Below are 25,644 nucleotides of genomic sequence, written 5' to 3'. Positions count from 1 at the left end.
ACCGATTCAGGCATCAACCAGGAAATCTTCACGGTTTTTGTCGACGATCCAGTGAGGCGCCCGGCCACGGCCTGACCAGGTCGCACCGCTCACCGCATCGCGATATTTGGGTACGCCCGTTGTAGGGGCTACCGCGGCAGTCGGCTTGACTTGATGGTTGTGTCCCATCAGCTCGGCAAGCGAGATCTTATATTCGCCCATCTTTGCGACTATTTCAGCGAGGACGATTTCGGCCTGGCGCTGTCGGGCGACGTTCAATTGGTCCTGAAGCGCTTCGCGTTGCGCGAGCAGTTCTTTAAGGGTGGGCATTGCTGTTTGCATTATAAAAAGTCGTTCTTTGAAGTTGTATGGGTGTTCGACAGCGTATTGGTCAACAAAAGCTTGGCGCGAAAGGAATCGCGTTTTAATAATGGGTTCGCCGCTAACGTCTCAGTCAGTCTGCCGGCTGGCGAACCGGCCAGGCCTGCCCGACCGATGGTTGCCGGATTAGCGGCATTCCGGCCTGCGAATTTCGTCGGAGTCTTCAGCAGCCATGACGCCATGGACGGCAACATGCCCTATCAGCCGGCGATTCAAGAGGTTCTGCCTGCGCGCAGGGGTGGTTTCCCTAACGGGCCTCTTTACTGAAACAGCGGCTAGTGTACGCGCATCGCGCCGGGTCGCATCGGGAACAGCCATGTTTGGGGGTCAACAGGATACAAATACCACGCCCAGCCCAGCTGATCCAGGCATCGATATTAAACGACATCTTACACACGGTGTCCGGCTCTTAATCCGGAAACATTTCATTCGTGACGAATTGCGGCTCACTAAGAGACTCGAATGCGGAACTCGAATTCGCAAGCGTGCGATTTTTCAGCGTGCCGAGTGTAACGTATCGCTGAAGCGATACGCGTGCGGCAATATTCCGCTTCTATTCCACGGCTCCGATCCGCCTTGACCATTGTCACGTCGGAAGCCTATTGAAAGCATGAGGCCACGGAATAAAAGAGGACGAACCAAAAGATTCACACATTCGCCAATCGCTCGATAACCAAGTCGAGCAGCGCCCGCAGTCTTCCGAGCCGGCGCAGGTCGCGATGATAGCCGAACCAAACATCGCGGCCGGGCGGCGCCTCTCCCAGATCAATGCGGTGTATGCCGGTCGTATTGTCGCCGAGCCTGCAGGGAAGAACCGCCAGTCCGCCGCCCTCCGCGCACATCCTGGCTTGTGCGCCGCGGTTATTGCTGCCGAATGCCATATGCGCTTTCGGGAGCAAGCGCGTCGCCCAGTGGACGTCGGGCAGCGTTCCAAACGCACTGTCCATTGTGATGAGGCTATAACCCTCGCCGTCGCCCGCGTGCGGCGGAACCATGTCGACCGGGCCGTACAGCGCGTAGTCCATGTGCATGAACTTTCGCTGAATCACATCGGCCTCGTCGAACTGCGTGATGCGAAACAGCAGGTCCGCGTCGCGCCTTGCCAGATTGAATTGACGGGAATCGGTCACCAGTTCAACGCTCACGCGCGGATTAGCCCTAAGGAATTCAGCGAAAAGCGGCGTCAGGACATGGATGCCAAACCAGTCCGACGATGACACCCGCAGCACGCCAGTCAGGTGCTGCTCCTTGCCGGCCAACGAGCGCTCGAACGCGAGCGCGTCCTCCTCCATACGCTCCGCGTGCATCAGAACGGCTGTTCCTTCATCCGTCAGGACAAAACCGTCCGTGGTGCGTTGAAACAGGGTTTGGCCAACTGCCGATTCGAGGGCTCGCAGCCGCCGACCCATTGTCGGTTGTGTCTGGCCGGTCCGCTTTGCGGCCGCGCCAAGCGAACCCGTGCGGGCAATCGCCAGGAAAACTCGAACATCGCCCCAGTCCATTTCGCCTCATGCATAAACGTTTGGACGTCGTGCAATAACGTCGATTTACGTAATTTCCTGCATGGACGAAGATGAATCAAGCAAATTCGTTTAATCACCGGGAGAAACACGATGAACATGCAAGCGCTGGTTCTGAACCGCTATAACGGGCCGCTTGAACTGACCGAGCTCTCTCGCCCAAGCGCGCAGCCAGGCCAGGTGCTGGTCCGTATTAAAGCGAGCGGCTTAAATCCGCTGGACACCAAGATTCGCGCCGGCAGCGCGGCGCACGCCAAGCATCCGCTGCCGCTGGTGCTGGGTATCGATATGGCGGGCGTGGTCGAAGCGGTCGGGCAAGGCGTCGCCCAGTTCAAGGTGGGTGATGAGGTGTACGGAATGACTGGCGGTGTCGGCGGCATCCAGGGCTCACTCGCTCAGTTCGCAGCAGTCGATGCCCGGCTGATCGCGTTAAAGCCTTCCAACCTATCGATGAAAGAAGCCGCGGCCCTGCCGCTTGGCTTCATCACGTCTTATCAGGGAATCGTGGACAGGGCGCAGTTGAAAGCGGGGCAAACCGTGCTTGTGCAAGGCGGAGCGGGTGGTGTCGGACATGTGTCGGTGCAACTCGCGATAGCGTTAGGCGCCCGCGTTTTCGCAACGGTGAGCAAGGGTGACGCTGAACTCATGGCCAGTTACGGCGCAACTGCGATCGACTATCGTGATCAGTCTGTCGAACAATACGTTCAGGAACATACGGGTGGCGAAGGCTTCGATCTGGTGGCCGACACCGTGGGCGGGGCAACGCTGGATGCGTCGTTTTCGGCGGTCAAGCAATTCGGGCGTGTCGTGAGCGCACTAGGCTGGGGGACGCATGCCCTTGCGCCGTTGTCATTCCGCGAGGCGACGTACTCGGGGGTATTCACGCTCTCAGCGCTGCTAACCGGCAAGCACCGCGAGCACCATGGAGAAATCCTGCAAATAGCGACGCAGCTGGTAGAAGCAGGAAAGCTCGTTCCCAAACTAGACCCGCGCAGTTTCGATCTGGCTAGCGCCGACCTCGCTTATCAGGTCATTACGGCGGGAACCACCAAGGGGAAAATGGTCGTCGACGTTCAATAGCGGCATGGGATCAGGATGGATTGCCGCGCGTGAATAAAGAGGAATAAGCGACGAACAGGCTTGCGGGCCGCACTCATCGCGGCCCTCATCACGGCCCCGGAAAAATCGCCTAACGCGATATCGCGACATCCGCCGGCCGTGCGAACCGCTTTGCGCCGACCACGCACAGCACAACGGCCGTTGCAACAGCCACCATCGGCCAGCCGACAGGCTCATGCAACAAGGTCGCGGCAAGCACGAGCCCGAAGAACGGCTGAAGCAATTGCAACTGCCCCACTGCCGCAATACCGCCCTGCGCCAGCCCGCGATACCAGAACACAAAACCAATCAACATGCTGAACAAGGACACGTAGGCAAGTCCCATCCAGGCCGGTCCACCCACGTCGGCCCATGTCGACGGCATGGTGAACAGCGCCAGCGGCGCCATGACAGGCAGCGACAACACCAGCGCCCACGAGATCACTTGCCAGCCGCCAAGCTTGCGCGAGAGCCAGCCGCCTTCGGCATAACCCAGCCCGCAGACGATGATGGCCGCGAACATCAGCAGATCGCCGATAGGCGACGCCCCCGTCCCTCGGGCCAGCGCAAAGCCGGCAACAAGCAAGGCGCCGAAGCCAGAAAAAAGCCAGAACGCCGGGCGCGGGTGTTCACCGCCGCGCAACACGCCGAAGATCGCGGTCGACAGCGGCAGCAAGGCCACGAAGACAACGGAATGCGCGGCGGTGATGTGCTTGAGCGCGAGGGCGGTCAGCAACGGAAAGCCGATGACGACGCCGCACGCCACCACGGCGAGCGAGATCAGGTCGCCTCGTTCGGGCCGTTTTTGGCGGAACACGAGCAAGAGCGCGAGTCCCAGCAAGCCCGCAATACCGGCACGCGCGACCGTGAGAAAGACCGGATCGAAGGCGGCGACCGCTACGCGTGTCGCGGGCAATGAGCCGCTGAAAATCAGCATCCCGAGGAAACCGTTCATCCATCCGCTCGCCGCCTTGTCCATCATGCTCCCCTATTTTCAGCTAGCAGTATCGGTCAATAAAGCATGGATTTTCCAGAGACAGTGCAATACAGTTATGGAAAACTGTATGGGTCAAATATCAGTACACATGGCAGACACCACTTTCTTTGAAGCCGATGCGGGCACGCTGGTCGAGCGCGTCATGCAGGCCATCCGGCAGCGGATTGCCGCACGTACCCTGGCGCCAGGCGCCAAGGTTCCGTCCATCCGGGGCTTCGCTGAAACCTTGCAAGTCTCCAAGTCCACCGTGGTGGAAGCCTACGACCGCCTCGCTGCCGAAGGGGTTATCCAGTCGCGACGCGGGTCCGGCTTTTACGTCGCCGGGCACCTGCCTCCACTGTCGCTTGCAGAACTAGGGCCGCGCCTAGACCGTGTTGTCGATCCGTTCTGGGTGTCGCGGCAATCGCTGGAGGCGGGCGCGAACGCCCTGAAACCCGGTTGCGGCTGGCTGCCTGCATCGTGGCTGCCGGAGGCGGGGTTGCGCCGCGCATTGAGATCTGTCGCGCGCGCCAACGCCGCCGTTCTGGCCGATTACGGCACGTCCCTCGGGCTTCCGGCGCTGCGGCAACTGCTCGCTCGCCGCATGGCGGATCGCGGCATTGAGGCGGCGCCTGATCAGATCATCCTCACCGAATCCGGCACGCAGGCCATCGATTTACTATGCCGGCTGCTGCTCGAACCCGGCGATACGGTACTCGTCGATGACCCCTGCTATTTCAATTTCATCGCGTTGCTGCGGGCTCACCGGGCCAAGGTCGTCAGCGTTCCGTATACGCCGGCAGGTCCCGATATCGACTTGTTCGCACAGGCGCTTGCGGAGCATCGGCCGCGTCTCTACATCACCAACTCGGCGCTGCATAACCCGACGGGCGCAACGCTCTCGCCGGTCGTCGCGCATCGGCTTTTGAAGCTCGCGGATCAGTCCGGTCTCACGATTATCGAAGACGATATCTTCGGCGACTTCGAGCACGAATCCGCCCCCCGTCTTGCAGCGTTCGACGGCCTGGAGCGAGTCGTCCACGTCGGCAGCTTTTCCAAAAGCCTCTCAGCGTCCGTACGCTGCGGCTTTATCGCGGTGCGGCGTGACTGGGTCGAGCGATTGATCGATCTGAAGATTGCCACCTCGTTCGGCGGCGGACGTCTTTCGGGCGAACTGATCCTGGGCGTGCTGAAAGACGGCACGTACAGAAAGCACATGGAGAGCTTGCGAGAGCGCTTGTCGCGTTCGATGGGACAGACAAGCACGCGGCTCGAAGCACTGGGTATCGAACCGTGGATCGAACCGCGAGGCGGTATGTTTCTCTGGTGCAAGCTGCCCGAAGGACTCGATGCAACCGACGTTGCCCGCCGGGCGCTGGCCGAGAACGTCATCCTTGCGCCGGGCAATGCCTTCAGCGTCGCGCAATCCGCAAGCCGGTTCCTGCGCTTTAACGTTGCCCAGTCGACCGATCCACGCGTCTTTACTGTGCTCGAGGCAGCGATGCATGGGTGACGCATGACAGCGCTTAACGCATTGACCGAGGTGAACGTCACCGGCAACGCATCAAGCCTATTCCATCTTCGCCAGCGCTTCGCTGATCAGCACTCGAGTCAATTCGCCCGCGGGCAACTCACGCCCGAGCCGCGCCGCCTGCCCCGACCACAGGCTCGTGAAGTCGCCCTTGCCTGCCTGCTCGGCCTTGGCCTTAAGGGGCCCAAGCGCGGCGCCGGCCAGCGGAAATTCGGGCGCCACAGCGGACAGCGGACCGAGCTCACGAATCACCCTATTGATGATGCCGCGTGCCGGCCGGCCCGTGAATATGTTCGTCAACACGGTGGAATCATCCTGGGACTCGCGTAGCGCAATACGATGCACCTCGGGCACTTTCGCCTCTGGACAAAACAGATACGCGGTCCCCATCTGCACAGCCGATGCGCCCAGTGCGAGCGCGGCAACAATTCCCCGCGCGTCGGTTATACCGCCGGCTGCGATCACCGGAACAGAAACGGCATCAACTACTTGCGGCACCAGCGCAAACGTGCCGACCTGCGCAGCATAGTCCTGCGTCAAGAAATTTCCGCGATGCCCGCCTGCCTCAACGCCCATCGCAATCACGGCGTCACACCCATGCGCCTCGAGCCAGCGTGCTTCCGCCACAGTCGTTGCCGACGCTATAACTTTCGCGCCGGTCGCCTTCACGCGATCCAACAGATTTTTATCCGGCAGTCCGAAATGAAAACTCACGACCTCGGGTTTCAGTTCCTCCACGAGCGCGCAGAAGTCACTGTCAAACGGGCGACGGCCTGCCGCGGGCGGCGTGACTTCGGGATCGAGTCCAAGTTCGACGTAGTACTCCGCCAGTCGCGCGCGCCATGCCATGCTGCGCGCTGCGTCGGCTTGCGGCGGAACGTGACAGAAGAAATTGAGGTTGATCGGTGCGCGGGTTTTTGACCGGATCAACGCGATCCCCTCACGCGCCTGTTCCGCACTGAGCAACGCGCAAGGCAGCGATCCCAGGCCGCCTGCTTCGCAAACCGCCAGGGCCAATTCAGGTGTGCCGGGTCCTGCCATGGGTGCTAGAACAATAGGTGCTTCAATACCAAACAAATCGAGAATCCGACGATCGCGCCACGTGCCCATGTCCTTTTCTCCTTGATGATGTTCGCGGTGCGCGGGTGACTTGAAATCCACTCGCTGCACACGGCTTGAGCCTGCGCGCGGCCCGGGTGCGCTAAGCTTAAAAGCGTACAGCACTGCCCGAATTACTTCTTAATTGAACCGCGTGATCAGCGGGTGAACTTAGCCTTTAGCCCACGCCGCCAGCAGCGTAAAGCTTAGCAAGCTTTCAAGAAGCGAGCGGCGCTTTGATGTGATAATTGCTATCACTTTTCCCGATATCGAGAGTCGACATGGACGCAGCCGATTTACGCATCTTCGAGTCGGTCGCGCGAAACGGCAGCATGAATCGCGCAGCCCTGGAGCTTCATACTGTTCAGTCGAACGTGACGGCGCGCGTTCGCTTGCTGGAAGAGGAATTGGGCGCACCCCTATTTCACCGGCACCATCGCGGCGTGGAATTGACGGCGGCCGGACGCAGGCTGCTGCCTTTCTCCAGACAGATGGCGCGACTGCTCGACGACGCGCGCAGCGCCGTCAAGGATGATGGCGTCCCGCGCGGACCGCTGGTCCTCGGTACGCTGGAGACTACTGCTGCACTGCGCATGCCCGACGTACTCGCCTCGTTTGCGCTGGCTTTTCCGCAAGTGGATATGGTGCTGCGGACCGGAACCACGGCAAGCCTGATCGACGACGTCCTGCAATATCGGCTGGACGGCGCGTTTGTCGCGGGTCCGGTGCATCACGAAGAGCTATCCACCGAGGCCTTCTTTCGCGAGGAAATGGTCCTCGTGACGGCGCGTCATATCCGCTCCATTGCCGAGCTTGCGCAGTCGGGCGACGTAAAGACGATCGTCTTCCGGATTGGATGTTCGTACAGGACACGGCTGGATATCGTGCTGGCGCGGCACGGCTTGCGAGTCAGCACGCCGCTGGAATTCGGCTCGCTCGACGCCATGCTCGGTTGCGTGGCTGCAGGCGTGGGCGTGACGCTGCTGCCGAAAGGCGTGGTCGCAACGGCATGGCGTGAAGGCCGCGTGGCGGTGCACGATGTCGCGCCCGAAGATGCTCGTGTCGACACGTTGTTCGTGCGTCGCCACGACGTCTATGCGAGCACCGCGCTTAACGCCTTTCTCGAGCTCGCGCGTCCGGTTGCGACGCCCACGCCCGCGCTCGTGCTTGCCTGAACGATGCAAGTAAGCGATCTGGCTAAGCTTACTTGCCCTCGCTCAAACGTGATCGCGGAAAACTTCCTTTGCGGCGAACAGGCCATTGAGGGCAGCCGGGAATCCCGCATACACGGCCATTTGCATGATGGTCTCGACTATCTCGTCGCGGCTAATACCCACATTAAGTCCCGCGGCAATATGGACCTTAAGCTGAGGCGTTGCATTCCCTAAAGCCGTGAGCGCCGCAATAGTTGCGATTTCACGAGCGCGAATGTCCAGGCCCGGTCGCGAATAGATATCGCCGAATGGAAATTCAAGCACGTAGCGCGCAAAGTCCGGCGCAATGTCCGCAAGCGAGTCGATGACCTTCTCACCGGCTTCCCCGTCGATCTCCGACAACACCCGTTTGCCCCGTTCTAGGCGGCTTTCCTGATCCGCCTGGCGTTCGATCGTGTCTTGCATTTTTCCGTCCTCAGTTGAGTATTGGCATAACCCGCTATCTTGTTGTCGAGGACGAGAAGGCAAGCCTGAAGTTCCGCCACCTTTAGCCGGACCTGATCGCGATGTTCCGTCAGCAGATCGCATCGGGCTTGCTCGGTCGCTGCTCCCTGTGCGCGGAGCCCGGCATAACGCAGCATTTCCTGAATCGACATACCGGTGGTTTTAAGCCGCCCCAGGAACTCGATCCACGTGAGGACGGACGCGTCATAAACACGTTGACCCGTACCGTCTCGCGGCGCGAACGGGAGTAATCCAATCCGTTCATAGTAGCGAATCGTGTGGGCCGTCAGGCCCGTCTTCCCGGCGATATCACCTATCTTCATGGCTGCGTTCTCGTTTCGACATAGAGCATGGTAGGACTTAGAGCGCACTCTAAGTCAAGCGCTTTCCGGCATTGTGCCGCGCGCCTCAAAACCCCCACTGTCAAAACTCCCGCTTGCCAATCTCGTAAATCTAGTTATATTATGACTAGATACATTAAGACTAATCGAGATCCATGGTCCGTTATTCACCGCTTGCCCTTGCCGTCCTCGCCATGCTGACCGAGGCGCCCATGCATCCCTACCGGATGCAGCAACTCATCAAGGCGCGTGGCAAGGACGAAGTCATCAATGTCAGCCAGCGCAACAGCCTCTATCAAACGATCGATCGCCTGATGCGCGGCGACCTGGTAGCTGTGCGCGAGACGGAGCGCGATGGTGCATTCCCGGAGCGCACCATCTACGAGATCACTGAGGCCGGCCGCGACACCGTGCGGCTCTGGCTGCGTGAACAACTCGCTCAACCAGCGCACGAATTCCCGGCTTTCCCTGCAGCGCTCTCGTTCCTGCCCGTGCTGACAGCGGAGGACGTGTGCCGGCAACTCGTTACTCGCATCGGCGCGCTGGAGCGCGAACTGGCTCGCCACGACGCAGGCGACGAACAAGCCCACGCCATGCAGGTACCGCGTCTGTTCCTGCTCGAGAGCGAATTGATCCGCGCCAAGCTCGTGGCCGAACTCGACTGGGTGCGCAAGGTGGTCGCCGACCTGAAGTCCGGCGCCCTCACCTGGAGCCCGGAGTGGCTGGATGAAATCGCGCAACGCTTCGCGCTGCCCGCCGACGCCACCTCCTACAAACTCAATACCCCCGCCCCCGGCAAGGAGACGAAAACATGAATCGCGAACCCATGAACGTCATCATCATCGGCGCCGGTACGGGCGGCTTGTGTCTCGCGCATGGCCTGAAGCAGGCGGGCATCAACGTGGCCATCTATGAACGCGACCGTACGCGGACTGATGGTTTGCAGGGTTATCGCGTGGGCATCAATGCGCATGGCGTTGCGTCGCTGAAAGCCTGTTTGCCGCCCGACCTGTTCGCGACTTTCGTTGCAACCTGCGCGCGTACACCCGGCCACTTCAACATCCTGACGCAGCGGCTGACCGAGTTGTTATCGATCACGCTCGACGAGGAGTCCATGGGCGGCGGCAAATCCGTCAGCCGGATGACGCTACGGCAAGTGCTGTTGACCGGATTGGAACAGCACATCCACTTCGACAAAACATTTACCCGCTACGAGCAGCACGCCGATGGCAGCGTGAGCGCATTCTTCGACGACGGCACGCATGCCACGGCGGACCTGCTGGTCGGGGCAGATGGCGCGCGCTCTAAGGTGCGCCGGCAACTTCTGCCCGAGGCGCGACTGGAGAACACGGGTATTGTCAGCATCGCGGCCAAGGTCCCAATGAGCGAAGCATCGCGCGCGCTACTGCCGCCGAAGATGCTGGACGGCATCACGCTGATCAACGCACCGAAGGGCTTTGGCGCCATCGTGCATGTGATGGAGTTCCCGTGGGGCGCACACGGTCTGAAGGAAGGCATCGGCGGCAGTGATGCCGAACTGCTCACGCGCTGGCCCGGCCTGCTGTTCGACAACACCCGCGACTATCTGATGTGGGGCGTGTGGGGCGCGTTGCGTAACCTGCCGGCCAATCCCAAATCGCTCAGCCAGCCCGCGCTGCTCGCGCTGGCGACCGAGATCACCGACGGCTGGCATCCGAACCTGCGCGCGCTGATTCGCGCGTCGGATCCGGATACCGCCTTTGCCGTCGATGTCCGCACGTCAGTGCCCGTCGACGCATGGCCGACCACCAACGTGACCGTCCTGGGCGACGCAGTGCACCTGATGACGCCGGGCCGCGGCGTTGGCGCCAACACCGCGCTGCGCGACGCGGCGCTGCTGGCCGCCCGCTTGGGCGCGGCTCAGCGCGGCGACATGTCGGGCCACGACGCGGTCGCCGGTTACGAGGCGCAAATGCGCGAATACGGCTTCCACGCGGTAGCGGAGTCGCGCAAGCAGTTCGACGCCAGCGGTGCGATACATCGCCCGATGGTCGGGCGCGTGGCGCTCGGCGCGATGCGCACCGGTTTGCGCGTGGTGAACAACGTACCGCTGCTCAAGCGCCGCATGATCGACGCGGAAAACGATTTTCGTGGAGTCGAAGGTACACAACCGTAGCCAACGGGGTTAACTTCACGGTTGCGACCACTTCAAGATTTCACGCTAACCGATGAAACCTTCGAACCAGACGCTCTCCCGGAAAAGACGGCGTCTTTTGCAATTCGCAGCCGCACTTCCGTTCTTGTCAGGCATATTGAAACCGATGCTCACGCCGTCGCGTGCGGCCATGGCGCCCGGTGTGCCAGCCCGAGTGCGCCCGGGCAACCCGGCCTGGCCATCCGATGCACAGTGGAACGAACTAGGCCGGCAGGTCGGCGATGCATTGGTCAAAGTGCAATCGCCCTTTGCGCCTTGCCTGAACTCGCCCGATAGCGCCGACTGCCGGCAGTTGTTCAAGGAGCTCAAGAACCCCTATTTTCTCGGCGATGAAGTCGGCCTGACGCAATCCCTCGGTTGGGTGGACGCGTGGACATCGACACCCAGCATCTATGCGGTGGCCGCGCGCAATACGCATGATGTAGTCGCTGCCATCAACTTCGCATGCCGAAACAATTTGCGGCTTGTCGTGAAGGGTGGCGGCCACAGTTATCAAGGCACGTCGAATGCGCCGGACTCCCTGCTGGTCTGGACGCGAAAAATTAACGATATCACCCTGCGCGACGCATTTGTCGGGACGGGATGCGAGGGCCACGCCTCGCCGGTGCGGGCAGTCACGGTCGGCGCCGGCGCGCTCTGGGCGCACGTCTACGATGCGGTCACCACGCAGGCCGGCGGTTACGTCCAGGGTGGCGGCTGCATGACGGTCGGCGTGGCCGGCCTGATCCAGAGCGGCGGCTTCGGAAGCTTTTCCAAAGCCTACGGACTGGCCGCGGGAAGCCTGCTCGAAGCCGAAGTCGTGACGGCGGACGGCGCCGTCCGGATCGCCAATGCCTGCACGAATCCCGACTTGTTCTGGGGGCTGAAAGGCGGCGGCGGTGGCAGCCTGGGCGTGGTCACACGGCTGACGCTTCGGGTCCACGAATTACCTGAGACCTTCGGCGCGGTGAACATGACGATCAAGGCCACGTCGCCGCCTGCATTTCGCCGGCTGATTGGCCTGATGCTGGACTTTTATCATCAGGCCCTGACGAACCCGCACTGGGGCGAACAGATCAGGTTTCGTCCCGACAACGTCCTCACTATCTCGATGGTGTTCCAGGGCCTCAGCCGCAGCGAAGCGCAAGCGGTCTGGCAACCGTTCATGGATTCACTTGCCGCGTCCCCGGACGATTTCAAGGTGGAGTTCTCGCCGCTGAAGATCGTCGCCCTCCCCGCTCGCGGGTTCTGGGCTCCGACGATGTTCAAGAAGCTCCTCGGCTTCATGAGCACCGACGACCGCCCGGGCGCATCCAGCGACAATATCTTCTGGTCTGGTAACCGGGGAGAGGCGGGACAAGTGCTGCACGGCTACGAATCCGCGTGGCTTCCCGCGGCCTTGTTGCAAGATGACCGGCGTCAAGCGCTGGCCGATACGCTGTTTGCCGCAAGCCGGCAATGGAGCGTGTCGCTGCACGTCAACAAGGGTTTGGCGGGCGCGCCCGCCGAAGCCATCGCGGCAGCAAAGGACTCCGCCACCAACCCGGCTGCGCTGGACGCCTTTGCGCTGCTCATTGCCGGGGCAGAAGGGCCGCCGGCCTATCCGGGCATTCAGGGCCACGAGCCGGATATCGAAGCAGCGCGGCGGGCTGCGCGCTATTGGGCGCGCGATGGACGAAGTGCGTAAGCTGGTTCCGGAGCCCGGCTCGTACGTCGCCGAAAGCAATTACTTCAACGCGGATTGGCAACGGGCTTTCTGGGGCTCAAATTACAGCAGGCTGCTCGCCGTGAAAGATCAGTATGATCCCGATGGCCTGTTCTTCGTTCATCACGGCGTAGGAAGCGAACGCTGGAGCGCCGACGGCTTCACGAAACTTGTATAAGGACGATACCGGTCGAACATTCGCACGCGCGCCGCTCGAGATGTTCCGCCTCCCCTTTTGAGAGTCTTTCAACCATGCCATCCAAACCAACTCAATCGTCGTCACATGAGGCATACGAGCCTGGAGCACCGCATCGACGGCTGGCGCTGGATGAAAACCGTCATGTCATCACGCATGGCCTCAAGACCTTCTTCTGGCAGGACATTTATCACATCGCACTGACGGTCGGGTGGCCGCTGTTCTTTGCGGTTGCGGCGCTGCTCTTTCTGCTGCTCAACTTCGGGTTCGCGTTGCTGTACCTGCTGGGACATCACGCGATTGCAAACCAGGCGCCCGCTGGTCTGCTGGGCGCGTTCTTCTTTAGCGTGGAGACGCTTGCAACGGTTGGCTACGGCGACATGCATCCCGACACCATCTACGGCCACACTATCGCCACGCTCGAAATCTTCGTCGGCATGTCAGGCATTGCGTTGACGACCGGCATGATCTTCGCGCGGTTTTCGCGGCCCCATGCGCGCATCCTGTTTGCCAAGCGCGCGGTCGTGCGTCCTATCGACGGCCGGATGACGCTCATGGTCCGCGCCGCCAATGCGCGCCAGAACGTGATTGTGGAAGCGAGGGCGCGCATGCGGCTGATGCGTTCGGAGACCACTCCCGAAGGCTTCTATTTTCGCAAGGTGCTCGACCTTCCGCTGATCCGCGAACAGCATCCGATCTTCCTGCTCGGGTGGAGCCTCATGCATGTCATCGATGAAGAAAGCCCGCTCTTTGGCCAGACACTGGAGTCGCTTAAGGCGACGAACTCCGAGCTGATGCTGATGGTGGAAGGCCTGGACGAAACCACGTCGCAGCCCATGCAGGCACGTTATGCATGGCCGCCTGAATGCATTCTTTGGCAGCACAAGTATGTCGACCTGATGTACGAGCGCGACGGTGAAACGCATCTCGACTATGGCAAGTTTCACGATGTTGCGCCGCTTTGACCCGGACTCGAATTCGCGACGCATGGGCTTCAACTGATCAGGCGCATCGTACGGTCACTGTATCTGTCGCACCGGTTTCTTGGCGGCTATGCTAAAGCACGTTATTGCGCTTGATGAATCGCCACTTGATACCTGATTCTTGCCACGGAAGAAACCCATGACTGCCGCTAACAAGACCGTCCGAATGTTGACCCGCTATAAAGCCTGGGCCAACGATCTCCTCTTCTCCATGCTGAGGAACATGCCGTACGAAGAGGTTGTCCGCCCACGGCAGACACGCTTCGGGAACATGGTCCACACGCTGAACCACATCTACGTCATAGACGCCGTGTTCCAGGCTCATCTTCAGGGGCGCGAACATGGTTACTCGGCACGCAATACGCCGAGTCATCCGTCTTTGGCGGAACTGTGGGAAGCGGTCCGGACTTTGGACCAATGGTATGTCGATTTCGCCGAGGGTCTATCGGCCGACGATCTCGACCGGTCGATTCACTTCAAGTTTATTGGCGGTGGCGAGGGTGTCATGACCTGCAACGAAATGCTCCTGCATGTGGTCAATCACGGCACCTATCACCGCGGGTTTGTCGGCGACATGATGTATCAGGCAGGCGTCACGCCATCCGCCACCGATCTTCCCGTGTTCCTGCGCGACGTGGCGCAAGAGGCTTAGCGCTCCGTGGTTTGAACCGGGCCGCCTCATGTTCACTCGCCTTGCTTCTGCGATGTAGCGGCCCATCGCCGCTGCATCGCTTCCACAAGATGCCGCCACAGGAATTCAGCAGCCGGAGAAAGGCGCCGGCCGACCCGCCGGATTGCCTGGCTGCTGAATTCGCGTGCGATCGGATGCTCCAGTTCGAGTGCAACCAGACGCCCCGCTTCAAGGTATTGCCGCGCCGCATCTGTCGACATGAACGCCACGCCCAGTCCCGCCGCCGCAATCGCCTGGGCAGCCGAGAAAAGATCGCAGCGGTACGACGGCGTCAGGTTAAGGCGCTCTGCCCGAATGATGGCGTCGAGATATTGCTGGGCGCCGAAGCGCTCGGGCATGAAGATAAGCCGCTGATCGCGCAACTGTTCAAAGCGGATGCGCCGCTCGCCCGCCAACGCGTGGCGCGGGCTGACGAGTGCACAGAACTGCGCCGCCCGGAATGTCCGGGAGCGTATCGCTGGATCGCCGCCGGCGCCGGCGCACAGGCCAAGATCGACGTCGTCGTTGCGGACCATTGCGATGATCTCGGACGTCGCGCCGCTGCGCAGCTCCACCACGATGTCAGGGAACTGCAAGCTGAAACCCTCCAGCACGGTGGCGAGCAGATTCTCGACGAACCCCTCGCCCACGCCAATGCCCAGCCGTCCGCGCCGCAAACTCCTGAAATCTTCCAGTTGCGCCAGCATGTCCGCATCGCGGCGGCAGCTCTCGCGGAAATGTTCGACGAGGCTTAGCCCGATCTCGGTGAGCACCGCGCGCCTGCCGCGCCGTTCCAGCAGCACAACGCCATGGTCGCGTTCAAGCTGCGCCACTTGCCGGCTGATCACGGAACCGTTAATGGCCAGCGCGTCCGCCGCGGCACGCACGCCGCCGTGCAGATCGATTTCATGCAAATAACGCAGGCTCCGGGCGCTAAGCAAATTCTCGCGGGCAGGCGTATTGTCTTTAGCCATATCGTTGTCTGTTGACATTCAGGTCAACATTATCGGTCAGCGAACGTCATTGATTAGCGGATTTTGCAGCAGAATACTCCCCCATTAGATTTCTTACAGAGAGACATGCACGACCATGGAAAATACCAAGGGCTTTTGCTCACTAGACGACACCACAGACCTGCGCGATGAACTAAGCGATATCCGCCATCGCCTGCATCAGAATCCGGAGCTCGCGTACAAGGAGTTTCAAACCTCCGACCTCGTTGCGCAAAGCCTGGAAGGCTGGGGTTACAAGGTGACGCGTGGTCTGGGTGGAACCGGCATGGTCGCGTCGCTCACTGCGGGTTCAGGAACCCGCGCCGTGGCCGTGCGTGCCGACATGGATGCGTTGCCGATCGCCGAAGAAACCGGCTTGCCGTACGCCAGCCGCAACGCGGGCCTGATGCACGCGTGCGGCCACGACGGCCACACCACCATGGTCCTGGGCGCCGCGCGCCACCTTGCCCGCACGCGCGCCTTCAACGGCACGGTTCACCTCGTGTTCCAGCCGGCCGAAGAGATCGGCGCGGACAGCGGCGCCATGCGGATGATTGCCGACGGCTTGTTCGAGCGCTTCCCCTGCGAGGCGATCTTCGGCTTGCACAATCACCCCGGCTATCCGACCGGCACGTTCATGTTCCGCAGCGGCCCTTTCATGGCGGCGTCGGATACCGTCAACATCACCATTCACGGCCGTGGCGGCCACGCGGCGCGCCCGCATCTTGCCGTGGACCCTGTTGTCATCGGCGCGGGACTGGTGACCGCGTTGCAAACGGTGGTCGCGCGCAGTATCGACCCGATGCAAACGGCCGTGGTCACGGTCGGCGCCTTCAACGCGGGTTTCGCCGCCAATGTGATTCCCGAGTCGGCGCGTTTGCAGATCAGCGTTCGTTCGTTCGACCCTGCCGTGCGCAAGCTGCTCGAAGCGCGTATCCGCGCACTGACGGAAGCGCAGGCAGGCGCGTACGGCGCACGCGTGGAGATTGAGTACGTTCCCGGTTATCCGGTCGTGATCAACAGTCAGGCCGAGACGGAACTGGCGTTGCAAGTGGCGCGAGAGCTGGTGGGTGACGACCGCGTTGTCGATAACTTCGGCCCGATCGCAGGCAGCGAAGATTTCGCTTACTACTTGCAGAAGAAGCCGGGATGTTTCCTGCGCCTGGGCAATGGTGAAGGCGCGCCAATGTTGCATAACGCATCCTATGACTTCAACGACGACAACCTCACGGTGGGCGCTGCCTACTGGACTCGTCTGGTCGAGCGTTTCCTCGCGCAGTAGGCTTCGCGCGGTTGAATCAATAGCACTTCAGTAGCTCTTCGGTAACACATCAAGCTTGCGTACAGCGCGATGCCTCGGCATCGCGCTTAGCCGTGCGCAGGACCCAAGTCTTCACGGGACATCCATGTCAGTCATTACAGCCCAGCCTGCTAAAGCGGTTTCGCAAAGCAAGATCGTGATTGCCGCGATCATCGGCAACCTGCTCGAGTTTTACGATTTCACCGTCTATAGCTTCTTCGCGCTCACGATCGCCAGGCTTTTCTTCCCGTCACATGACCCGGTTGTCTCCACGTTGCTTGCGCTCTCCGCGTTTGCGATCGGCTTTGTCGCGCGTCCGGTCGGCGGCTTCGTGCTGGGACACTATGCGGACAAGCGCGGCAGGCGTGCTGCGCTGACGCTGACCATCTTCCTGATGGCGATCGGCTCGGCCCTGATCGGCCTGGCGCCCACTTACGCGAGCATTGGCCTCGCCGCTCCGGCACTCATCATCTTTGCTCGCCTGCTGCAAGGCTTCGCGCAGGGCGGAGAATTCGGCGCCGCCACGGCGACGCTGCTTGAGACGGGTTCGGCTAAAGGGCGCGGTTTTCGGGCTAGCTGGCAGCTCGCGAGTCAGGGTGCGGCTGCGCTGATGGGCTCGGGCATTGCAGCACTGTTGACTTACCAGTTAAGCAGCGAGCAGCTGCTCGACTGGGGATGGCGCGTGCCGTTCCTGATCGGCACGCTGATCATGCCGGTGGGCGTGTATTTGCGCCGGCACATTGTGGAAGAGCCGCCGAAAGAGGCCAAGGCAGCCAGGTCGAGTCTGGAGCCGGGCCTTGTTCGCAAGTGGTTCCTGACCGTCTTCGCCATCATGGGCATGACGGTGGCAACCTACGTCCTCATGTACTACATCCCCACCTATTCGATTCAGTACCTGAAGATGCCGCCCAAGCTTTCCATGCTGGTGTCGATCTTCGCCGCGATCGTTTCGCTGACGCTGTGTCCGCTCTGGGGTGCGCTATCGGACAAGATGCAACGCCGCAAGCCGCTTATCGTGGTGGGACGCATTGTGCTGATCGTGCTGCTTTATCCGGCGTTCTGGCTGATGAACCAGTTTCCTTCGTTGCCGGTGATGGTTGGATTGATCGTCTTGCTCATGCTGTTCTACACGATGGGTTCGGCACCGGCCTATGCACTCATGCCGGAGAATTTTCCGAAGCATGTGCGCGCGGGTTATCTGGCGAGTGCGTATGCGGTGGCGGTGTCGGTGTTTGGCGGCTCGGCGCAGCTGGTTGTTGCGTGGCTTATCAAGGTGACAGGTAATACGATGGCCCCCGCGTGGTACATGATCGGGTGCGTGATCATTTCGCTGATTGCCGTTTCCATGCTCGATGAAACTGGTGGACGCGAACTGACTTGATGCGTGGGAAATAGCAGGGGCTACCGAACCTGCATAAAACGCATGGCAACTATAAGGCTGGGCGCCCAGCCTTATTTCGCTTCTACGCACGTCTGCGGATCGTGAGAGAACACGCAATCACGTGAACGCCTGACCGGCATCGAAGCGAATGTTTGCAGTCGCAACTGCCTTGATGGTCGGGCCGAAACTGCTGATATCCGGCAAGGTCGCATTGTGATGCTCGACGATCCGCGCTGCAGTGGCGTGGGCTTTGTCATGCGTGGTGTGAGCGTCGGCGACGAGCGTCACGCCGTATCCGAGCGCGGCAGCGCGGCGCACCGTCGTATCGACACAGAACTCCGTAGCGTAGCCACATATGACGACGTGGGATACGCCACCGTTCTCCAGTATCGATCCAAGGCTCGTCCTCAGGAATGAGTCCGGCGTTGTCTTGCGAACTATCTCGTCAGACGCCTGCACGTGGAGCTCTTTAGCAAGCGCCCAGCCGGGCGAGCCATACTCAAGGTCGCCCGTCGCAGTTTCATGCTGAATGAAAATCACCGGAACGCTGGCCGCACGCGCCCGCGAAGTCAGTTCGTTGATGCGGGTAAGGACATCCCCGGACAATGCCGGTGGAGGAGATGGCCGGAACAGGCCCTCTTGCACGTCGACTACTAGCAGCGCCGCGACCATATTCTTGCTCCAGAGAAACCCGTAGTCTAGCCGACCGCGTCTGGCCGAATCCTTTGGCTGAGAGAAGTCGAGCCCCGCCGCGCAGGCCAAGGGCTCGCGCGATAGAACAACGGGAGCTTAGTTCAAGGCCCGTGCCGGAGCCGACTTACGCGCTGGAAGCAAGGTAGCCTACTTACAAAGCCGAACGGGCGTTCGCCCATTCTTTTATCTCGCTAACGAAATAAGAAATATCCGCCTGAACCACAGTGCATTACGCCACCGAAGCAACGATCAATGAGTTCGCAAGCTTTTTGTCAGCGATCTATAATCTTCGCAGGCGCCTGTTCGTTGGAAGTGAGTGACGCCGCCCGGCCCTTCTTAATCACTTAACTCCGTACTACGTAGTTGGGGGGATAACGCCATGACGCGCAAATACATCGACTGTCGCGAGTTTCCCAGCGAGATGAACTGCACCATCGCGCTGTCTGCGGACTCCGATCAGGAACTCCTGGATGCCGCCGTCCAGCATGCCGTGTCAGTTCATAAACACACCGACTCTCCGGAACTGCGTGCCCAGTTGAGCGCGCTGTTCCACCAAGGCACTCCGCCGGTCGATGCGCCGAGGACCACATGACTCGCTGTTGAACAATCAAAACCGTGTTTTCACCAAGCGGCGTCGATTAAATAATAAGTATGACAAACTAAATCACCCAAACGGCGCTCATTTCAGACGTGATGCTTTTAAGGGAGCGTGTCATGGCAGTCGACCAGTCAAAACTCGATGCATTCATGGGAGGGTTTGTCCACGATCTAGGCGCCGTGATGCACGCGGCCACGGTGGTCGTCGGCGATCAGCTCGGGCTTTACAAGGCGCTCGCCGCCAAGCCGCTAAGTGCGGAAGAACTTGCGCAGGCGACCGAGACGGACGCGCGTTATGTTCGCGAATGGCTAAGCGCCCAGGCGGCGAGCGGCTACGTCACCTACGATCCTGCGTCGCAACGCTTCGGCTTGAGCGAAGAACAGTCCTTTGCGCTCGCCGAGGAAGGCAGCCCTGCGTTCATACCCGGTGCGTTCCAGGTCGCCGTCGCGCAGTTCAAAATCATCCCGAAGATGGTGAAGTCATTCAAGACCGGACTCGGCGTTGGATGGCATGAGCACGATGTCTCGCTCTTTCACGGCACCGAGCGTTTCTTCCGTCCGGGCTATGCGGCGTATCTCGTGAACGACTGGATTCCGTCGCTTGGCGGCATCGAGGCGAAACTCAAAACCGGCGCACGCGTAGCCGATGTTGGCTGCGGACACGGCGCGTCCACCATCATCATGGCGCAGGCTTATCCGCAATCCACATTCGTGGGTTACGACTATCACGAAGGGTCTATCGAGCATGCGAGAGAGTCGGCGGCAACGGCAGGCGTGAGTGATCGCACGAGTTTCGAGGTTGCTTCGGCAAGCGATTATCCTGGACGCGACTATGACTTCGTCACCATGTTCGACTGTCTTCACGACATGGGCGATCCGCTCGGGGCGGCGCGCCACGTCCATGAAACCCTGGCTGACGATGGCACATGGATGATCGTCGAACCGTTTGCCAACGACACGCTCGAAGGGAACCTGAATCCGGTCGGGCGGATCTTCTACTCGGCGTCTACGCTGATCTGTACGCCGGCTTCGAGGGCTCAGGCGGGCGCGGGCGCGATGTGCCTCGGCGCGCAAGCCGGCGAGCGGCGGATTCACGATGTGGTCACGGAAGGAGGCTTCGGCCAATTCCGCCGGGCGACGGCGACGCCGTTCAATCTCATCTTTGAGGCCCGGCGATAAAGCGTGAGAAGGGTCCCCGTAGGGTTCCCTGTCACTTTTTTGCGGCAGCCTTCGCACCGTCGAGGGCTGCGCGTTTCCTGGGCGCTGTCTTAGCCGCGGGCTTCTTGCGTGGGCTCGATTCAGGCTTCTTCGCCAGCCCTTCCCTGTTCCATTGCTCAAGCAGGATCCGGGTCTGCGTGCGCACCGTCGCCTTGAGCAATTCGCCCTTCTCGGTGTCTATTTCCTTCCATCCAAGCAATGCCAGCGTCGTGCGCGGCGCGACATGGAACATCAACAGTTGCCCGTGCAAACTCAGCAGCCGGATCAACGTAAGCTCGTCGTCGGGTTTCGCCCCCGTGATACGCGCGATCAACCTTGAGCCAACATCGTTCAAGGGCTGCCGGACGCGCCGCGTCATGATGTCGGACGCAATGGTCGGCTCATGTCCCGTCTGTTCACGCGTAAAGAAAAGCCGCTGGTTGGACGTGCCGCAAGCCTTCTCGAACATACGGTCCGCAATTGCTTCCTGAATGCGAATGAAAGCATCGATCAGCTCCGGAATATCGCTGTCGCGGCTCAACACATCGGCTGCGTGCGTAACCACCGGCTCAAGCGAAACCCACGACGAGTCGGCGAGATATTCCGCACACGCGCGGTACACCCCCTCTTTATTCTCGAAGTAATACTGCAGCGCGGGCGCATTGACCCCGGCACGCGAGGCGATGTCGCGCGTCGACGCACCCTCGAAACCATGCTCTCCAAACGACTCGATCGCGGCTTCGATGATTCGCAACCTTGTCTCGTCGCCTCGCACATATCCACCGGCCGGCGGACGGCGCAGCCGTTTTGTGTCGTTCATTCGTGCCTCTCCGTTCAACCGAACAAATATATCACTTGACACAATTTTACCAACTGGAATAATTGTTCCGATTGGAATAATTTGGATCAAAGATGTCAACAACCGCCGGGGCGCCTCCGCACGAAGTACCGCAAGATTCCGCCGCTTCGCCTACGCGGCGATCTGGAAAACGCCTGGTCCTGATCGTGCTCGGGATCGCGGCGCTCGTCGTTGCGGGTATCTGGCTTGGACGCTGGTGGACAGTGGGCCGCTTCATTGAAAGCACCGACGACGCCTATTTGCAAGCCGACAGTGTCACCGTTGCGCCTAAGGTCAGCGGCTACGTGACCGATGTCTACGTCGGTGACAACGCCACGGTCAAGGCCGGCGACCCGCTGGTGCGGCTCGATACCCGTCAGTACCAGGTTGCGCTCGACCAGGCGCAGGCGACCATCGCCGCACGCGCCGCGGACATCCAGCGCGCGCAAGCCGACATCCTCCAGCAGCACGCCAACATTGAGCAGGCCAAAGCGCAGCAGCAAGTGGCCCGGGTAAGCGCCCAGCATGCACGCGACGAAGTCCAGCGCTACGCGCCGCTTGTCGCCACCGGGGCTGAAACCAGCGAACGGCTGTCTGAGTTGACGAGCGCACGCGATCAGGCACTGGCAACGCTGGCCGCCAATGCCGCGGCGGTCGATGCTGCCGAGACCCAGATCGCCGCCACCACCGCGCAGATCGCCCAGGCGCGTGCCCAGCTCGCGGCGGCAGAGGCAAGCGCACGGCAAGCGCACCTCGACCTGCAGGACACCGTCGTGCGCAGCGTACTCACCGGCAAGGTCGGCGACCGTTCGGTTCGCGTCGGTCAGTATGTACAGCCAGGCACGCGGATGCTGTCGGTGGTACCGGTTCAAAGCACTTATCTGACGGCCAACTTCAAGGAAACGCAGGTCGGCCACATGCGCATCGGCCAGCCCGTGATCCTGCACGTGGATGCACTGCCGGGCACGGACCTGCACGGCGTGGTGGACAGTTTTGCTCCCGGCACCGGCGCCCAGTTCGCGCTGCTGCCGCCGGAAAACGCCACGGGCAATTTCACCAAGATCGTCCAGCGAATTCCCGTGCGCATTCGCATCGAGACAGGGCCGGAGACACGCAGCGTGCTGCTGCCGGGCTTGTCGGTGACGGCCGATGTCGATACCCGCTCATCGCGCGAAGGCGACCAGCGCATCAAAGCCGAGAACGATCATGGCTGATGTGACCACGGCGCCAGCGGCGCCCGCGCCGGAGGCTGAGCGCGCGAGCGCGGCGGACTGGCTGGCGGTTGCGGCCGGGTCGCTAGGCGCGCTGATGGCCACGCTGGATATCTCGATCACCAACTCGGCCTTGCCGCAGATCCAGGGCGAGATTGGCGCAACCGGCACCGAAGGCACGTGGATCTCGACCGGCTACCTGATGTCCGAGATCGTGATGATCCCGCTCGCCGCATGGCTCACGCGCGTGTTCGGCTTGCGGAACTTCCTGCTTGCCAATGCCACGCTGTTCATTGCGTTCTCCATGATGTGCGGATGGTCGCATAGCCTGCCCATGATGATTGCCGGACGCATTGGCCAGGGCTTCGCGGGCGGCGCGATGATCCCGACGGCGCAGACCATCATTCGCACCCGGCTGCCGCGCTCGCAGATGCCCGTCGGCATGACGATGTTCGGCCTGATCGTGTTGCTGGGTCCGCTGCTCGGACCGGTGCTAGGTGGATGGCTCGCGGAGAACATCAGCTGGAGCTGGTGCTTCTTTATCAACCTGCCTGTATGTATTGCGCTGATCACTTTGCTGATTGTCGGATTGCCGGCGGACCGGCCGCAGTGGAGCACGTTTTTCAAGGCGGACTGGGTCGGCATTGTCGGACTCGCGATCGGCCTGAGCTCGTTGACCGTCGTGCTCGAAGAAGGCCAGCGCGAACGCTGGTTCGAGTCAAGTATGATCATCTCGCTGACGTGCGTGTCGCTGGCGGGTATGATCCTGATCGCCATTTCGCAACTTACCGCGACGCGCCCGATCATGCGCCTAAACCTGATGCGCAACCCGCGTTATGCAAGCGTCATCGTCATTGTGTTTGCGGTCGGTGCGGGGCTGTATGGCGTGTCGTACCTGCTGCCGCAGTTCCTCGGCATAGTGTCCGGATACAACGCGCAGCAGTCGGGCGCCATCATGCTGATATCGGGCGTGCCGGCGTTCCTGATCATGCCCATCCTGCCGCGCATTCTCGGCAAGCTCGACTTTCGTATGCTAGTGATCGGCGGGCTGTTGTTGTTTGCGTTGAGCTGCATGCTCGATATCGGCCTGACCGCGCAGAGTGTCGGGCACGACTTCTTCTGGTCCCAACTGATACGCGGCTTCGCGCAAATCCTCGCACTGATGCCGTTGAACCAGGCGTCCATGGCGGCCGTCTCGCGCGAGGATTCAGGCGATGCAGCCGGTCTCTACAACATGGCCCGCAACCTTGGCGGCTCGGTTGGTCTTGCAATCATCGGGACCGTTATCGACCGGCGCACCACCTTCCACACCGCGATGATCCGCGAATCGCTGACAGCCAACTCGCTGGTGGGCCAGGAGCGCCTGAGCTCGAGCGCCGCGAGCTGGTTCGCGCAAACCGGCGACATGGCCTACTCCAAAATGCGTGCGCTCGGCCAGATCGCGGCGCAGATCCATATGCAGGCGACCGTCATCACGTACTCTGAAACGTTCTATCTGCTCGGTCTCGCGCTGCTCGCCTGCGTGCCGCTTGCGCTCCTCCTGAAGACTCCGCGCGGCCCCGTTTCGCCGTCCGCCGGCCATTGACGGCAAAGACACTATCCACGATGTTCCCTCGCCCTACTACCCCTCTTTTATTGACGTTGCTGGCGTCTGTTTGTGCCATCTCGGCCTGCACCGTCGGTCCCGACTATGCCGGTGCGCCGCAGGTCGCGCCCGACGCGGCGCATGCCTCCAACTTCGTGCGTACGCCTGCGGCCGGCATGGTCTCGACACGCGCACCGAGTCAATGGTGGCTGTCACTCAACGACCCGCAACTGAATGCGTTGATCGACGCCGCGCTCGCCCATAACCCTGACGTTCATGCGGCGCAAGCGCGTTTGCGTGAAGCCCGCGCGCAATTGCAGCACCAACAAGCGAACGGCATGCCGACCGCCTCTTTCGACGCCGCCGCGTTGCGCGTGCGCGAGCCCAACCTGAGTGCGCTGTCATCATCGCAGGGGAGTTCGGGCAGCTCATCTTCGTCCGGAGGAGGACCGCTGCAACTCTATACAGCGGGCTTCGATGCATCGTGGGAGATCGATCTGTTCGGCGGCACGCGACGCGCGGTGGAAGCCGCAACCGCAGAAGCGGATGCGGTCGACGCAGACCTCGCCGACACGCAAGTGTCGCTCGCCGCCGAAGTCGCGCAGGCCTATGTCGGCCTGCGTGACGAGCAGCAGCGCCTGGCGCTTGCGCAACGCTCCACGGAGCTGGAGCAGCAGATGCTCACGTTGACGCAGCAGCGCCGCGCGCACGGCACGGCGGCCGACGTCGATGTGGAACGCCTGACCACGCAGGTCGAGAACACCCGTGCGACGTTGACGCCGCTCGACGAGCAAGTTGCCGAATCGCTCGATCAGCTTGCCGTGTTGACGGGTCAGGCGCCGGGCGCGCTCGATCAGGAGTTGTCGGCGCCTGGGGCGCTGCCGACGTTGCCCACGTCCGTGGCTATCGGCGACCCGGCTTCAATGCTGCAGCAACGGCCCGATATTCGCGCGGCGGAACGACGTCTTGCTTCCAGTAACGCCCAGATCGGTGAGCACAAGGCTGACTTCTTCCCGAAGGTGACGTTGTTCGGCGACCTGGGCTATACCGCCGCCAATCCTGGCCACCTCGTTCGTAAGAACAATTTCAGCTGGATTGGCGCGCCTTATCTGCAGTGGAACGTGCTGGACTTCGGCCGCACGCTCTCAAGCGTTCGCGGCGCCGAAGCATCGCGCGACGAGGCAGATGCGAAATACGCGCATACGGTGCTCGCGGCGTTGCAGGACGCGAATACTTCGTTGTCGCGATATGGGCATCAGCGCGAACACCTGGCTACGCTGCAGCAAGTGCAGGCGTCGGCGGACCGCTCGCTTACATTGGTGCGTCAGCGTTATACAGCGGGTACATCCAGCCTGATCGACCTGCTCGATACCCAACGCACGCAGTTCAGCGCGCAGCAGAATGTGGTCTCCGGACAAGCTGAATTGCTGAAGGACTTTGTCTCTTTGCAGAAGAGCCTGGGGCTCGGCTGGCGCGTGCAGGGGTGACGCGAGCGCTTTTGATGCCAGGAGCCGTGTCACCGCGCCGGCCTCGATCGAATC

Annotated in this window: 26 protein-coding genes; 17 read left to right on the top strand and 9 right to left on the bottom strand. The window is 61.3% G+C overall.

Translation table 11 applies throughout. From position 1 onward, the window contains the following. Positions 1-6: 6 nt before the first annotated feature. Positions 7-168, bottom strand: coding sequence for an H-NS histone family protein (locus tag ACSOSP_RS25745; protein WP_455313677.1), 162 nt, complete (start codon positions 166-168; stop codon positions 7-9). On the opposite strand from ACSOSP_RS25745, the gene ACSOSP_RS25740 reads away from it, so the two are divergent. Beyond that, positions 154-627 (top strand): hypothetical protein, encoded by a 474-nt coding sequence (locus tag ACSOSP_RS25740; protein WP_455313748.1) that lies wholly within the window; start codon positions 154-156, stop codon positions 625-627. The two genes, ACSOSP_RS25745 and ACSOSP_RS25740, sit on opposite strands and share 15 nt — an antisense overlap. A gap of 380 nt (positions 628-1,007) precedes the next feature. Here the strand turns inward: ACSOSP_RS25740 and ACSOSP_RS25735 are convergent, their stop codons facing one another. Then, on the bottom strand, positions 1,008-1,862 hold the full coding sequence (locus ACSOSP_RS25735) for a LysR family transcriptional regulator (RefSeq protein WP_455311173.1): 855 nt from the start codon (positions 1,860-1,862) through the stop codon (positions 1,008-1,010). A 111-nt stretch (positions 1,863-1,973) separates the two neighbouring features. On the opposite strand from ACSOSP_RS25735, the gene ACSOSP_RS25730 reads away from it, so the two are divergent. Continuing rightward, the gene (locus ACSOSP_RS25730; RefSeq protein WP_455311172.1) at positions 1,974-2,960 is read left to right on the top strand and encodes a zinc-dependent alcohol dehydrogenase family protein; all 987 of its coding nucleotides are present in this window, start codon (positions 1,974-1,976) and stop codon (positions 2,958-2,960) included. Between the two features lie 109 nt (positions 2,961-3,069). Here ACSOSP_RS25730 and ACSOSP_RS25725 read toward each other — a convergent pair whose 3' ends face one another. Next, positions 3,070-3,957 (bottom strand): DMT family transporter, encoded by an 888-nt coding sequence (locus ACSOSP_RS25725; RefSeq protein WP_455313676.1) that lies wholly within the window; start codon positions 3,955-3,957, stop codon positions 3,070-3,072. Positions 3,958-4,063: 106 nt separating this feature from the next. Between ACSOSP_RS25725 and ACSOSP_RS25720 the strand changes: the two genes are divergently transcribed. Next, entirely contained in the window at positions 4,064-5,467 is a 1,404-nt protein-coding gene (locus ACSOSP_RS25720) for an aminotransferase-like domain-containing protein (RefSeq protein WP_455311170.1), read from the top strand. A 57-nt stretch (positions 5,468-5,524) separates the two neighbouring features. Here ACSOSP_RS25720 and ACSOSP_RS25715 read toward each other — a convergent pair whose 3' ends face one another. After that, positions 5,525-6,595, bottom strand: coding sequence for an NAD(P)H-dependent flavin oxidoreductase (locus tag ACSOSP_RS25715; protein ID WP_455311169.1), 1,071 nt, complete (start codon positions 6,593-6,595; stop codon positions 5,525-5,527). 269 nt (positions 6,596-6,864) lie between these two features. On the opposite strand from ACSOSP_RS25715, the gene ACSOSP_RS25710 reads away from it, so the two are divergent. After that, entirely contained in the window at positions 6,865-7,758 is an 894-nt protein-coding gene (locus ACSOSP_RS25710; RefSeq protein WP_455311168.1) for a LysR family transcriptional regulator, read from the top strand. A 42-nt stretch (positions 7,759-7,800) separates the two neighbouring features. Here the strand turns inward: ACSOSP_RS25710 and ACSOSP_RS25705 are convergent, their stop codons facing one another. Both ACSOSP_RS25705 and ACSOSP_RS25700 read right to left on the bottom strand, forming a co-directional pair. Continuing rightward, positions 7,801-8,202, bottom strand: a complete 402-nt coding sequence (locus tag ACSOSP_RS25705; RefSeq protein ID WP_035565564.1) for a carboxymuconolactone decarboxylase family protein — start codon at positions 8,200-8,202, stop codon at positions 7,801-7,803. Continuing rightward, positions 8,157-8,564: a MerR family transcriptional regulator gene (locus tag ACSOSP_RS25700; RefSeq protein WP_455311166.1), complete on the bottom strand. Its 408-nt coding sequence runs from the start codon at positions 8,562-8,564 to the stop codon at positions 8,157-8,159. The genes ACSOSP_RS25705 and ACSOSP_RS25700 overlap by 46 nt, the downstream gene beginning before the upstream one ends. Before the next feature lie 173 nt (positions 8,565-8,737). Between ACSOSP_RS25700 and ACSOSP_RS25695 the strand changes: the two genes are divergently transcribed. The 6 genes from ACSOSP_RS25695 (at position 8,738) to ACSOSP_RS25670 (ending at position 14,291) form a co-directional block, all read left to right on the top strand. After that, complete coding sequence (locus ACSOSP_RS25695; protein WP_455311165.1) at positions 8,738-9,397, top strand: PadR family transcriptional regulator; 660 nt, start codon at positions 8,738-8,740, stop codon at positions 9,395-9,397. Further along, positions 9,394-10,737, top strand: a complete 1,344-nt coding sequence (locus ACSOSP_RS25690; protein ID WP_455311163.1) for an FAD-dependent monooxygenase — start codon at positions 9,394-9,396, stop codon at positions 10,735-10,737. The genes ACSOSP_RS25695 and ACSOSP_RS25690 overlap by 4 nt, the downstream gene beginning before the upstream one ends. Before the next feature lie 145 nt (positions 10,738-10,882). Then, positions 10,883-12,442, top strand: a complete 1,560-nt coding sequence (locus ACSOSP_RS25685; protein ID WP_455311162.1) for an FAD-binding oxidoreductase — start codon at positions 10,883-10,885, stop codon at positions 12,440-12,442. Next, entirely contained in the window at positions 12,426-12,638 is a 213-nt protein-coding gene (locus ACSOSP_RS25680; RefSeq protein ID WP_455311161.1) for a BBE domain-containing protein, read from the top strand. Before ACSOSP_RS25685 ends, ACSOSP_RS25680 begins: the two co-directional genes overlap by 17 nt. A gap of 74 nt (positions 12,639-12,712) precedes the next feature. Continuing rightward, the gene (locus ACSOSP_RS25675; protein WP_455311160.1) at positions 12,713-13,621 is read left to right on the top strand and encodes an ion channel; all 909 of its coding nucleotides are present in this window, start codon (positions 12,713-12,715) and stop codon (positions 13,619-13,621) included. Between the two features lie 157 nt (positions 13,622-13,778). After that, on the top strand, positions 13,779-14,291 hold the full coding sequence (locus ACSOSP_RS25670) for a DinB family protein (RefSeq protein ID WP_455311159.1): 513 nt from the start codon (positions 13,779-13,781) through the stop codon (positions 14,289-14,291). A gap of 32 nt (positions 14,292-14,323) precedes the next feature. Here the strand turns inward: ACSOSP_RS25670 and ACSOSP_RS25665 are convergent, their stop codons facing one another. Then, positions 14,324-15,283 (bottom strand): LysR family transcriptional regulator, encoded by a 960-nt coding sequence (locus tag ACSOSP_RS25665; RefSeq protein ID WP_455311157.1) that lies wholly within the window; start codon positions 15,281-15,283, stop codon positions 14,324-14,326. 115 nt (positions 15,284-15,398) lie between these two features. On the opposite strand from ACSOSP_RS25665, the gene ACSOSP_RS25660 reads away from it, so the two are divergent. Beyond that, positions 15,399-16,583 (top strand): M20 aminoacylase family protein, encoded by a 1,185-nt coding sequence (locus tag ACSOSP_RS25660; RefSeq protein WP_455311156.1) that lies wholly within the window; start codon positions 15,399-15,401, stop codon positions 16,581-16,583. 124 nt (positions 16,584-16,707) lie between these two features. Next, positions 16,708-17,982, top strand: a complete 1,275-nt coding sequence (locus ACSOSP_RS25655) for an MFS transporter (RefSeq protein WP_455311155.1) — start codon at positions 16,708-16,710, stop codon at positions 17,980-17,982. Positions 17,983-18,099: 117 nt separating this feature from the next. On the opposite strand, the gene ACSOSP_RS25650 is transcribed toward ACSOSP_RS25655, so the two are convergent. After that, positions 18,100-18,654, bottom strand: coding sequence for a cysteine hydrolase family protein (locus ACSOSP_RS25650; protein ID WP_455311153.1), 555 nt, complete (start codon positions 18,652-18,654; stop codon positions 18,100-18,102). Positions 18,655-19,054: 400 nt separating this feature from the next. On the opposite strand from ACSOSP_RS25650, the gene ACSOSP_RS25645 reads away from it, so the two are divergent. Then, a complete protein-coding gene (locus tag ACSOSP_RS25645) occupies positions 19,055-19,267 on the top strand; it encodes a DUF1059 domain-containing protein (protein WP_455311152.1) in 213 nt (70 codons plus the stop codon). Between the two features lie 122 nt (positions 19,268-19,389). Further along, positions 19,390-20,451, top strand: coding sequence for a class I SAM-dependent methyltransferase (locus ACSOSP_RS25640; RefSeq protein WP_455311151.1), 1,062 nt, complete (start codon positions 19,390-19,392; stop codon positions 20,449-20,451). Between the two features lie 31 nt (positions 20,452-20,482). Here the strand turns inward: ACSOSP_RS25640 and ACSOSP_RS25635 are convergent, their stop codons facing one another. Beyond that, positions 20,483-21,289 carry a CerR family C-terminal domain-containing protein gene (locus tag ACSOSP_RS25635; protein ID WP_455311150.1) on the bottom strand — a complete coding sequence of 269 codons (807 nt, stop codon included), beginning with the start codon at positions 21,287-21,289 and terminating at the stop codon, positions 20,483-20,485. Between the two features lie 92 nt (positions 21,290-21,381). On the opposite strand from ACSOSP_RS25635, the gene ACSOSP_RS25630 reads away from it, so the two are divergent. From ACSOSP_RS25630 to ACSOSP_RS25620, 3 genes are read left to right on the top strand one after another with little or no spacing between them, the layout of a single operon-like run. Next, complete coding sequence (locus ACSOSP_RS25630) at positions 21,382-22,521, top strand: HlyD family secretion protein (RefSeq protein WP_455311148.1); 1,140 nt, start codon at positions 21,382-21,384, stop codon at positions 22,519-22,521. Further along, entirely contained in the window at positions 22,514-24,103 is a 1,590-nt protein-coding gene (locus ACSOSP_RS25625) for a DHA2 family efflux MFS transporter permease subunit (protein ID WP_455311146.1), read from the top strand. The genes ACSOSP_RS25630 and ACSOSP_RS25625 overlap by 8 nt, the downstream gene beginning before the upstream one ends. Before the next feature lie 20 nt (positions 24,104-24,123). Beyond that, complete coding sequence (locus ACSOSP_RS25620) at positions 24,124-25,590, top strand: efflux transporter outer membrane subunit (protein ID WP_455311145.1); 1,467 nt, start codon at positions 24,124-24,126, stop codon at positions 25,588-25,590. Positions 25,591-25,644 lie beyond the last annotated feature (54 nt).

It is taken from the genome of Caballeronia sp. KNU42 (assembly GCF_053760385.1).
The sequence above is the reverse complement of the archived record's forward strand: the minus strand, read 5'-3'. Positions and strand labels throughout refer to the sequence as shown.

Excerpts from the sequence above, each read along its gene's own strand:
- ACSOSP_RS25700 (WP_455311166.1), bottom strand. The coding sequence starts at position 8,564 with ATGAAGATAGGTGATATCGCCGGGAAGACGGGCCTGACGGCCCACACG.
- ACSOSP_RS25645 (WP_455311152.1), top strand. The coding sequence starts at position 19,055 with ATGACGCGCAAATACATCGACTGTCGCGAGTTTCCCAGCGAGATGAAC.
- ACSOSP_RS25720 (WP_455311170.1), top strand. The coding sequence starts at position 4,064 with ATGGCAGACACCACTTTCTTTGAAGCCGATGCGGGCACGCTGGTCGAG.
- ACSOSP_RS25725 (WP_455313676.1), bottom strand. The coding sequence starts at position 3,957 with ATGGACAAGGCGGCGAGCGGATGGATGAACGGTTTCCTCGGGATGCTG.
- ACSOSP_RS25715 (WP_455311169.1), bottom strand. The coding sequence starts at position 6,595 with ATGGGCACGTGGCGCGATCGTCGGATTCTCGATTTGTTTGGTATTGAA.
- ACSOSP_RS25695 (WP_455311165.1), top strand. The coding sequence starts at position 8,738 with ATGGTCCGTTATTCACCGCTTGCCCTTGCCGTCCTCGCCATGCTGACC.
- ACSOSP_RS25675 (WP_455311160.1), top strand. The coding sequence starts at position 12,713 with ATGCCATCCAAACCAACTCAATCGTCGTCACATGAGGCATACGAGCCT.
- ACSOSP_RS25680 (WP_455311161.1), top strand. The coding sequence starts at position 12,426 with ATGGACGAAGTGCGTAAGCTGGTTCCGGAGCCCGGCTCGTACGTCGCC.
- ACSOSP_RS25630 (WP_455311148.1), top strand. The coding sequence starts at position 21,382 with ATGTCAACAACCGCCGGGGCGCCTCCGCACGAAGTACCGCAAGATTCC.
- ACSOSP_RS25735 (WP_455311173.1), bottom strand. The coding sequence starts at position 1,862 with ATGGACTGGGGCGATGTTCGAGTTTTCCTGGCGATTGCCCGCACGGGT.
- ACSOSP_RS25730 (WP_455311172.1), top strand. The coding sequence starts at position 1,974 with ATGAACATGCAAGCGCTGGTTCTGAACCGCTATAACGGGCCGCTTGAA.
- ACSOSP_RS25665 (WP_455311157.1), bottom strand. The coding sequence starts at position 15,283 with ATGGCTAAAGACAATACGCCTGCCCGCGAGAATTTGCTTAGCGCCCGG.
- ACSOSP_RS25745 (WP_455313677.1), bottom strand. The coding sequence starts at position 168 with ATGGGACACAACCATCAAGTCAAGCCGACTGCCGCGGTAGCCCCTACA.
- ACSOSP_RS25690 (WP_455311163.1), top strand. The coding sequence starts at position 9,394 with ATGAATCGCGAACCCATGAACGTCATCATCATCGGCGCCGGTACGGGC.
- ACSOSP_RS25710 (WP_455311168.1), top strand. The coding sequence starts at position 6,865 with ATGGACGCAGCCGATTTACGCATCTTCGAGTCGGTCGCGCGAAACGGC.
- ACSOSP_RS25635 (WP_455311150.1), bottom strand. The coding sequence starts at position 21,289 with ATGAACGACACAAAACGGCTGCGCCGTCCGCCGGCCGGTGGATATGTG.
- ACSOSP_RS25670 (WP_455311159.1), top strand. The coding sequence starts at position 13,779 with ATGACTGCCGCTAACAAGACCGTCCGAATGTTGACCCGCTATAAAGCC.
- ACSOSP_RS25620 (WP_455311145.1), top strand. The coding sequence starts at position 24,124 with ATGTTCCCTCGCCCTACTACCCCTCTTTTATTGACGTTGCTGGCGTCT.
- ACSOSP_RS25705 (WP_035565564.1), bottom strand. The coding sequence starts at position 8,202 with ATGCAAGACACGATCGAACGCCAGGCGGATCAGGAAAGCCGCCTAGAA.
- ACSOSP_RS25650 (WP_455311153.1), bottom strand. The coding sequence starts at position 18,654 with ATGGTCGCGGCGCTGCTAGTAGTCGACGTGCAAGAGGGCCTGTTCCGG.
- ACSOSP_RS25640 (WP_455311151.1), top strand. The coding sequence starts at position 19,390 with ATGGCAGTCGACCAGTCAAAACTCGATGCATTCATGGGAGGGTTTGTC.
- ACSOSP_RS25655 (WP_455311155.1), top strand. The coding sequence starts at position 16,708 with ATGTCAGTCATTACAGCCCAGCCTGCTAAAGCGGTTTCGCAAAGCAAG.
- ACSOSP_RS25740 (WP_455313748.1), top strand. The coding sequence starts at position 154 with ATGGTTGTGTCCCATCAGCTCGGCAAGCGAGATCTTATATTCGCCCAT.
- ACSOSP_RS25625 (WP_455311146.1), top strand. The coding sequence starts at position 22,514 with ATGGCTGATGTGACCACGGCGCCAGCGGCGCCCGCGCCGGAGGCTGAG.
- ACSOSP_RS25660 (WP_455311156.1), top strand. The coding sequence starts at position 15,399 with ATGGAAAATACCAAGGGCTTTTGCTCACTAGACGACACCACAGACCTG.
- ACSOSP_RS25685 (WP_455311162.1), top strand. The coding sequence starts at position 10,883 with ATGCTCACGCCGTCGCGTGCGGCCATGGCGCCCGGTGTGCCAGCCCGA.